We start from the raw sequence: 8,605 nt of genomic DNA, 5'->3' as shown, positions 1-8,605 counted from the left end.
CGGGCGCGTGGATTTGAACTTCGGTTGAATCGAGGTCAGCCATAACATTGGCCGCAACCTGCTTCATCTTACGGCAAGCAGCTACGCCGCCGTCAAGGATGCTGCCAAAGTACCGGCGCGCCGCGAGCTCGCAAGGCCCACTAGAGCCGCGTTTCATTGAGGAAACCCGCCAGCTCGTCGCGCTGTTCGCCCGCGTCTCCCACCATGAGGTCAGTTATCTGCTTCACACATCGCGAATAACTGGCAAACAGCTTGTTGTATGCGCTGAAGGCGGGGTTCTCGCGCGTGCCCTGCTGCCCGCCGCCGTTGTTGTAGTCGGTGACGATGGCCTGGCACATCATATCTGCGCGCGCCTCGTCCAGCTTTATCTTCATCCATGCTGCGTTGTGTAGTAGCGACATGGCCGCGCTGCGCTTCGCCTTGGGCATGGTGTCGCTGGTAAGTGTCTGGATGCGTTTAAGCTCGCTTTGGTAGCGTTTTTGCGTCGCAGCGCGGGCGCGCTCGGTGGCGATATTCTCCGATTCGGGCGAAAACTTTTGATTGTCCGATAATTTGAACGATTCCACAAGACCACCCCACTTCCCGATTCTTCCGCGCGCAAAATTTTAGGTTGGCTTTGGTGCCCATTTATTCCAGGCCAAAAGCAGCGACCGGGGGGTGGTCTTTGCTTTTGTTTGAGCTTCAACTTGCGTTTTGCTTACTCGATACAAATTAGGTTGCCATCTGCATCGAACGTATGCCGCCTGCGAGGCTTATCTGCGCTTACCCATCCATGAACGATCTTATGGCACGTGTCGCACAGACTCACCAGGTTGCTCAAGTCCGTGGCGATGCGTGGGTCGTTGATGTTCGCCGGTGTGAGCTCAATAACGTGGTGCACCATGACGGCGCTCTCGACGTTGCCGTGCGCAGCGCAGTGCTGGCACAGATCATGGTCACGTATCAGAGCCTCGCACCTCGCGCGCTTCCATGACCTCGAATGATAGAACGCCTCCGAGAACTCTTTAGCCATGTCACATCTCGATCATTCCTTGGGCGTACGCCGCAGACACGCGCCCCTCTGCCATGTCGAAGTAGACAGCATCGCGTTCAATGCCGATGTATCCGCGTCCGGTTTCAGAGCAGGCAACGCCCACGGTACCGGAGCCCATGAACGGGTCTAGCACGGTACCGCCTGGCGGGCAAATCCCAACAAGCTCGCGCATGAGGCCAACGGGCTTCTGGTTCATGTGAATGCGGTTCTTCGTTGGCTCCACGTTGTGCGAGAAGCATCCTTTGAGGTAGACCGCGCCTTGTGTCGGAGTGCGGTATATAGGGCCGTTGGTTGCCCATACGGCAAATTCACAATCTGCCCTAAAACTGTTTGGCTGGGGTCTGGCACTTGGCTTGTTCCATACTACAATGCCCCGGAACACAAGGCCTGCCGCCTGCACAGCATCGCACGTGTTCGCAAGTTGTCGCCAGTCTGAAAACACCACAGCCGACGCACCCGGCTTCATGGTCGCCCGTGCCAGGCGGGCCCACTCCATCGTGAACAATGTGAAGGCCCGCTCGTCCATCGCGTCGCCTTCGTAATCGTGATGGTACTGGTCAAGGCCTGTTGTTTGGTATTTCGTGCTGGTTGACTGTTTGCGGTCAGAGCGGGTGAGGCCCCCCGAGCAATACGGCGGTTCAGCACACACCATGTCAACACTTCCCGGCTCAATACCTCGCATAACGTCTATGCAGTCACCGTAATGCAGCGAATAAGAGCGCACACCTACCTCCGAACATGAAAGGCCCCCACGGATTCCGTAGGGGCTTGAATGTCGTTCACTATTTCGCGCTTTCTTGCGCACCGTACTTATATCACACATTTTGCCTGTCATAGTTGTTCAAACCCTGTCACACCCTGTCAAAATTCACATCTTTTTTCAGTCTTCGGCAATCCCTAAACCCTTTGCAACATTGTCGAAGCCTAGAGCGTCCACGATGTCGAACGCCGCCCATACCATGCGCCTCACAGTAGATTCCGACGTGCCACATTGCTCAGCGCACGTCTTCCACGTCTCAGCCGCCAGGAAGCGCCAAAACAATGCATCGGCGTGTGTTGAACCCATAAGCGCGTCCACTCCGCCGACACCGTCAATTCCATACACCACGGATGCGGCGAACTCCATGAGCCTCTCGTCATCTTGTATGCGCTGCCTCATGCGCTCTTGATAATCGATCAGGGATATGGTTGGCCCCATGCCATTCACATCGCCTCTGCCATAGCGCACACCTCCCGCGATTGACGAGCCCGCGCCGAACCTCCGCGCTTCCAAGCGCTCAATCTGTCGAAGCGTCCGGGTTCGTTCGGTAGCTGCGTCCCTGACTGCCTCGAAAAGGTTTCTAGCGCTTGAATAGCTCTCGATCATCGGACAACCTCCAAATTGTGGAAAACTACGTTCATAACCTGTTGAATTGCCGTTTTTACGGTATGATTCGTCCGTTGAAAAAAGTTTTCCACAAAGAAAGAACCAAAGAAAGACCTTGCTTGATAGGTTAACCGCACAACGCGCAACGCGTCACGTGCAGGCACGCGCCGCGCGTTTTTCCTGTCTTTTCTTTTCTTTTCTTTTATATTGCTTGAGCAGTGAAGATAACACTGCTTGAGCATACAAATAGCACTGCTATAGCAGTGCTTCGTAAATTCATTACTAAACACCCTTGTTACCACGGTTGCTTCCTCCCTTCCCGCCAGATGCGCGCTTCTTGCCGAAGTACAGGCTCGCATCAGTCACCAACTGGGCAGATATGAACCCATCTCCCGGCATTAAGATAAGTCCGCAATCGGTGAGCGTGTCAAGAAACCCCTCCAGTTCGTAGGGCCCGTCAAAAAACAGGGATTCAGCCAGTAGTTCCTCATCCTCCATGTCAGCCACGCTCAAGTGATGTCCTTCTTCTGCCGCCAGAAGCTCGCAGAGCCGCCACCACCTCCCGTAGCCCTCCATGCCGCAACGCCTGAGCAGGCGGCGGCACTTGGTGTCTTCGGCGGCGTGGGAATCGTGGCTGAAATACTTGAGCGGGTCCCTTGCCGCATCTTCGATGTCTGCTTGCGTGATTTTTGCCATGTGCCGCCACCTCCTTTCAACAATGAGTTTCGCGTGTGTCGGTGTTGCCGTAGACCATGCCGCGCCAGTCATCCGCGCTCGATTGCTTGAAATCCTCGCACTCATGGCCGTGCTCGGTGACGAGAAGCGCGGGAGGGGACGGGTTGGCGCACCACTGCCGTGAATATCGCTCACGCCACCAGCGGCACGCCTCACACCTACGCGTCGGCGGTTTCATAGCTTTGCAAAAGCTCATCAAGTGACATGACCGGAACCCCGATAGAGAGCGCCACCGCTGCCTCGATCAGAGCGCCCGGGCTATCGCTCCACCCGGGAAGCTGTGCTAGGCACTCATAGGGCGCATGCAGGTTCCAGTCCTGAAACTGACCCCCAACAAGCTCCAAGAGGCATTCGCTCATGGCCTCTTCATGCGTCGTATTTGCGCTCACGCTCTCAGTTGGAACGTAGATATTCCCACGCACACCCGTTTGGGCCGCTATGCGATCTGCGGCATCCGAAAACGCGGCTCGGTTGTTGTCAGGAAGACCACTCACGGGGCCGGACAGAAAGACGATAAAGGGATGTTTAACCACGACGCATCCCCTGTTTCCCTCCGGCATTCCACCCGTATGAAATCGCGTAGGATATACAAAACGCCGCGATAGTGAGAACGAATACTCCAGCAATAACGGCCAGAAACCATCCGAATACTTCAACGATACCCATAGTCTGAACCTTTCTAATCGTTTTTAAGACCTTGCATACCGCAAAACGGGCATGAGTTCACAAAAGCGCGTGATAGCCCGCCAAAATCGACCTCGCCTAGCTTTTAGCCATAATTTCAAGCAGGTTTGACCGCTGCTTTGTGCCAAGTGCTCGGATATGGCGCGTTTCGGCTATCCTGGCGGCTTTCATGATCGCCGTAGCCCGAGCGTCGCCAATGCCGGGAAACGCCGCTATGAATTGCCTGGCACGCATGTCTTGAGCATCGGGGTGCGCCAGGGCATCAGCGAGGGGCACCTCTCCGGCCTTGATACGCTTCTTCAGCGCCGCGCGCACCTTGCGCCCTTGCATTGCCTTTTCAAGTGCTGCCAAGCGCTGTTCATTGGTCATTTTTGGAATCATCGTCTTCACCTTTCATAAAACAAGATAATTTGTTCTTATACAGAAACTACTTTGTTGCGAAGGGGTGTTTTTAGCCCTTCACCTTGCATTACTCGACTTTTTAGCATTGTGGAAAACTGGCTTCATTGTCAGTCTTTTGTCAGTACTGTTTTTGGGACACCTCATGATTTTCCCTCACCCTCCACGCGCTTGACTATTGAGGCGAACGCTTCGGCGGCTGCTACGTCTCGACCCGATAAAACGTGTCCGTATACCCTCATGGTGATTGATGGGTCGGCGTGTCCCAGGCGCTCGGAAAGCGTAATAATGTCTACGCCTGCGGCCAAACACCATGAGGCGTGTGTGTGGCGCAGGGTGTGAAATGTTGCAGCCTGGTCAATGCCTAGGCGGTGGCATAGCTTCTTGAATGCCTCGGATACACTTGTTGGGCGCATGTAGGAGCCGTCAAGCGACACGAGCGGCGAGCTTGAGCCACACCAGGCAAAGGCGCTATCTTGCCAGGCCGTGAACTCTGCAATAGCGTTGAACTCTTCTGGGGTCATAGAAACGTTGCGGCGGCTGTGGGATGTCTTCGGCTTCGCGGCGCGCTCGGCCCTGTGACCTGTTTGCTCGATCACGGTTCCACCCACGTGAACAAAACCGCGAAGGACGGCCACGTCGCGGCGGTGCAGGGCGCACACCTCACCAACGCGCATACCGGTATGTAGCGCCATCCAGACAGCAAACGCACACACCCGCTCACGCTGTTCGATTTCGCTACGATCTTTGATGGGTAAAGCATCGCCGCGCATGGCCGCTGATACGTAGTGCACGAGCGCTGTGAAGTCGCATTCTTCAAGGGATATGGCCTCATGTCGCTCCATGCTTGGCTTTTCAGCCATGACAAGCGGGTTGCTCTCGCAAAGGCCGTTTTTAACGAAGTAGCGGTAAGCAGCTCGAAGAAACTGATAAACGCCAATAACGGTGTTTTGAGACAGAGGCCCGCCTCCCCGCCCTCCACCTTTCAGCAAGGCAACCTCAAAGCGGTTGAAGTCCATAGCTGTGAGCTCGTCGGCTCGGCGCTTTTTGAGAAAACGTGCACAGTAGTTCGAAGCAAACAGCCGGTACGCTTTGATACTGTTCGGGCTTGCACCCTTGGCCTCAATCATGGATATATAGTCATCCAAAAGGTCGGTGAGCAGCATGCTTGGCACTAAGCCATCATGGGTAAGGCCCGCCGCCCACGCTTGCGCGAGCGCAAGTGCCTCACTCTCGCTTTGTGCCTCTGGAAAACTCTTGTAGGGCTTACTATCGCGCCCGGCCGGGGTCTTGCCTAGGTACGGCCGGGCGAACCACACGCCCCGGCCGTCCTGCTTCACGGTGATTTTATCTGTCACAACGGCTCGATTCTGATTCTCACACCTGGGTGCTTCTCGTCAACGTCGAGATGAGTGTTCACCTCACACCACTTCGGGCTATCATCAACTATCGCCCCGGCTCCCATGTATTTACTTCCTCTTGGACGTGTAAGCCCATCGAGCACCCACTTCAACCCTCCGTAGATGTTCGAAACGTCGCGGCGGCGGTTTATCTCCACGAATGTGACCGTTACAAGTGCTGGCACCCCTAAAGGCTCGAAGTGCTGTTTCAGCATGGCGGCTCGTGTGTGCGAGACAACGTTTCCAACGTTCTCGCGCTCCATGGCGGCAGCGACATAGCGGTTCTTGTTCTGGGCTTTGATGTACTCGTTCCATCCGTCAACGTGCGTAGGGGTGCCCTTAGAAGAGATCCGGTTGGATGGAACGAAGAATTCTAACGCCGTCAAGCGACCAGGGCGCGGGCGACCATAGCCCCCAGCTCCCAACACACACCTGCAGTGGCAGCAAAGATCACGATCACCACAAGCACCGCCAGGCACCCACCGCAGCCACCTCCCGGCTCACGGTTTTTATAATGCGTGCTCACTCGCTCACCCCCAGCGCACGCAAGCGAACAGCGTACTTTGTGCCATCGAGTACGGCACATATGCCATCACCGTGACAGTCGTCATCATCGCTTGTGCAGAACGCGCACAGATCGCCGTTATCCAAAATCTCATCTAGCATATCTAGTGCTACCTGCTCCACGCTATCAATGCGCTCGATGAAGTTCTTACAAGCGGTCTCGTTCTCATCGTTGACCATATTCAATCCTTCCTTCACTTTTTCAGTCATAGCGTATCACCTGCACTTAACGCGTAGCCTTGCCCGTAGCGCTGAATCATCCATGCAATACCTTTGTTAGTCACATGAGCGTATGCCCGCCCACGCGTGACCCATCCGTCCTCGTGCACAACATCGGGTGCGGCGCGCTGCACGAGGCGGCCCGTGTCTATGCCTGCACGGGTTGGAGGCGTTGAGCCTGGGCCCTTGCAGAGCATTCCGCAGGCTTTGAGGTCTTCCAGCACGTCGCGCAGCCTTATCGCATCGTTCATCGGCGCTATGTAGCGCACAGCCTCCCGAATGCAGCACGTCCCGTCGCTGCCCATGAGGGCATCGCCAAGCGCGGCCCTGGGTTTGAGCCTGTCAATCTCAACGTGGTTGCGCTCTATGGCGGCGTTTGCCACAACCAGGGCCCGTGCCATAATCTGTTCATCACTCTCGCCGGGCGCTGTGCCCACATATCCGCCGTGATGCCTGATTGCCGGAAGCACTTCCTCAAACACCCACGCCTCGAAGAGCTGCGCGCTTGGCAGCTTGCTATGAGAAATAAGGCGGTACACATCCGGCTCGGTAATGAAGCGTGTCTTTTGCCTGCGCCCAAGCTGGTCAGGGATGGGGTAACGAATCGTTACCCCATGGCAATGGTCGTTGACCGCCTTGCTCGTGTTCTTGTAGCCAAGCGCCGCCGCGACATCCTTAGCGCAAAACGTCACCACACCGCGCTCGTCCTCATGCGTACGAACCCGCCCAAACTCGGCGTTGTCGAATATCTGGATATCGCTCGCCGTGCTCGGCGTGTGCACCACGGTTCCCATAAAAACGGTATCGCTCATACGACCACCTCCACAGGCCCCCGGGTGTCGCGCACCCGTGCGCCCACCTCCGCAGGCTTCCAGGTGTCGCGCACCCAGGTGTCAACATCGGCGATGCTCACGCGCATATTCCGACGAAGCGCACTGTCGCGCTCGCGCAACGCGGGGCGCTCATACGCGGGGAGCTCTCCGCTTGCTACGGCAACTCTGATGATCTGCTCGGCAACGCTTGCATACCTTGCAGCGTCGGCAACAGAAAGCCACCCGCGGGCCTTGCCTTCGGCACTCATCAGCCTCGCCACCTTGCGAACATGATTACAAGCGGGGCTATCGCGACAAGCAGGAGCCAGTCGCCCCACATATCGCATGCGGCCATCAAAAGCGCCACAAGCGCTACCGGTAGAATTCCAGTGACGATGAGGACGGCAAGAACTTTTGTCGCCCACCCGCCCTGTTTTGCATGTAAAATAGTTTTTGCCATTTGGGTTACTCCATTTCATGGCTTGGCCGTTGGCGGGTGCTTCCGTCGGCGGCTTTTTTATAGATTGGGGAATTTCGTGATTAAAGCGAACGGGCTTGAGATTTCAAACAGCGAATACAACCTGTTGAAAAAATTAGTGGATTTTATCAACCTCAAAAAGAGAGCACGCTCACCGGTTTAGTGCGTCGTGCATTTTACTAAAAATAAGAGTATCGCAAGCGACTCTATTGACAGCACGAGCACGGTACCGACATACCAAATGGTTTCATGTAACCAGAACGGAATGTCAATAAGCCAATGTTTTAGCCTAGCAAAAAGATCGCGCACGAAGGGCACCTCCTTTCACTCATTCGCCTTCTCCAAGCCTCTTGTAAGCGTCTTTGCCCTGCTCCCATGACATTACATATGCGTCAAGGTCATCTGTGCTAATGAGTCGATAAGGCCTCGACTTGCTCCATGGTTTGACGTAAGACCTCACGTCATCTGATTTCACTAGTTCGTAAATCCTCGGGAGCGTCGTGTTCATGTATGCCGCTGATTCCTGCGGCGTAAGCCACTTTTTACCCATGTCTTCACCTCCTTTCATTCATTCGCCAGCCAGCACCGTGCGGCCCGCTCGATCACATGCGCAATCGGCTAGGAGAGCACCGATTGTAAGTGCGCACGTTGCGATAGCCTCGCACCCATATGAAGGGACGGTGCGGGCGAAAGCGAGCGACCCGCACGGTGTTGGCTGATAAGCTGATACGCCTTTTCGACGGGTTAATACTTGACTTCTGTCAGAATTATCCTAGGCGCTCAAATGCCCTGCCTATTCACTCGATAGAAGGGGGTGGTCTTTTTGGCTAATGTTTTTATCACCTGACCCCGCTGGAATCATCCCAAGCGGAAGCCAAGTATTAACCCGTCTACTTGCGGCCTTATCAGACGAGG

General features: G+C 55.5%; 13 protein-coding genes. All 13 read right to left on the bottom strand.

Annotation, left to right across the window (positions count from 1 at the left end; genetic code table 11):
- Positions 1-140: 140 nt before the first annotated feature.
- The 13 genes from RR842_RS09875 to RR842_RS09815 all read right to left on the bottom strand — a co-directional run bounded on the left by RR842_RS09875 (position 141) and on the right by RR842_RS09815 (position 8,240).
- Positions 141-566, bottom strand: coding sequence for a hypothetical protein (locus RR842_RS09875; RefSeq protein ID WP_332729625.1), 426 nt, complete (start codon positions 564-566; stop codon positions 141-143).
- Positions 567-697: 131 nt separating this feature from the next.
- Positions 698-1,012 carry an HNH endonuclease gene (locus tag RR842_RS09870; protein ID WP_332729624.1) on the bottom strand — a complete coding sequence of 105 codons (315 nt, stop codon included), beginning with the start codon at positions 1,010-1,012 and terminating at the stop codon, positions 698-700.
- A gap of 1 nt (position 1,013) precedes the next feature.
- Positions 1,014-1,685: a site-specific DNA-methyltransferase gene (locus RR842_RS09865; RefSeq protein WP_332729623.1), complete on the bottom strand. Its 672-nt coding sequence runs from the start codon at positions 1,683-1,685 to the stop codon at positions 1,014-1,016.
- A 228-nt stretch (positions 1,686-1,913) separates the two neighbouring features.
- Positions 1,914-2,231 carry a hypothetical protein gene (locus tag RR842_RS09860; protein WP_332729622.1) on the bottom strand — a complete coding sequence of 106 codons (318 nt, stop codon included), beginning with the start codon at positions 2,229-2,231 and terminating at the stop codon, positions 1,914-1,916.
- A gap of 450 nt (positions 2,232-2,681) precedes the next feature.
- Positions 2,682-3,095, bottom strand: coding sequence for a Lin1244/Lin1753 domain-containing protein (locus RR842_RS09855; RefSeq protein WP_332729621.1), 414 nt, complete (start codon positions 3,093-3,095; stop codon positions 2,682-2,684).
- A gap of 197 nt (positions 3,096-3,292) precedes the next feature.
- Positions 3,293-3,667: a DUF4406 domain-containing protein gene (locus RR842_RS09850; RefSeq protein WP_332729620.1), complete on the bottom strand. Its 375-nt coding sequence runs from the start codon at positions 3,665-3,667 to the stop codon at positions 3,293-3,295.
- Positions 3,668-3,896: 229 nt separating this feature from the next.
- On the bottom strand, positions 3,897-4,199 hold the full coding sequence (gene mihF, locus RR842_RS09845) for an integration host factor, actinobacterial type (protein WP_332729626.1): 303 nt from the start codon (positions 4,197-4,199) through the stop codon (positions 3,897-3,899).
- A gap of 161 nt (positions 4,200-4,360) precedes the next feature.
- A complete protein-coding gene (locus tag RR842_RS09840) occupies positions 4,361-5,575 on the bottom strand; it encodes a site-specific integrase (protein WP_332729619.1) in 1,215 nt (404 codons plus the stop codon).
- Positions 5,572-6,003, bottom strand: a complete 432-nt coding sequence (locus tag RR842_RS09835; RefSeq protein ID WP_332729618.1) for a hypothetical protein — start codon at positions 6,001-6,003, stop codon at positions 5,572-5,574. The genes RR842_RS09840 and RR842_RS09835 overlap by 4 nt, the downstream gene beginning before the upstream one ends.
- Before the next feature lie 136 nt (positions 6,004-6,139).
- Complete coding sequence (locus RR842_RS09830; RefSeq protein WP_332729617.1) at positions 6,140-6,361, bottom strand: hypothetical protein; 222 nt, start codon at positions 6,359-6,361, stop codon at positions 6,140-6,142.
- 26 nt (positions 6,362-6,387) lie between these two features.
- Positions 6,388-7,212 carry a BRO family protein gene (locus tag RR842_RS09825; RefSeq protein ID WP_332729616.1) on the bottom strand — a complete coding sequence of 275 codons (825 nt, stop codon included), beginning with the start codon at positions 7,210-7,212 and terminating at the stop codon, positions 6,388-6,390.
- A complete protein-coding gene (locus RR842_RS09820; RefSeq protein WP_332729615.1) occupies positions 7,209-7,481 on the bottom strand; it encodes a hypothetical protein in 273 nt (90 codons plus the stop codon). The genes RR842_RS09825 and RR842_RS09820 overlap by 4 nt, the downstream gene beginning before the upstream one ends.
- 537 nt (positions 7,482-8,018) lie before the next feature.
- Positions 8,019-8,240, bottom strand: a complete 222-nt coding sequence (locus RR842_RS09815; protein ID WP_332729614.1) for a hypothetical protein — start codon at positions 8,238-8,240, stop codon at positions 8,019-8,021.
- Positions 8,241-8,605: the final 365 nt, after the last annotated feature.

The sequence above is a fragment of the Gordonibacter sp. genome (genome assembly GCF_036667095.1).
GTDB lineage: Bacteria > Actinomycetota > Coriobacteriia > Coriobacteriales > Eggerthellaceae > Gordonibacter.
This window is presented reverse-complemented; position numbering and strand designations above follow the sequence as displayed.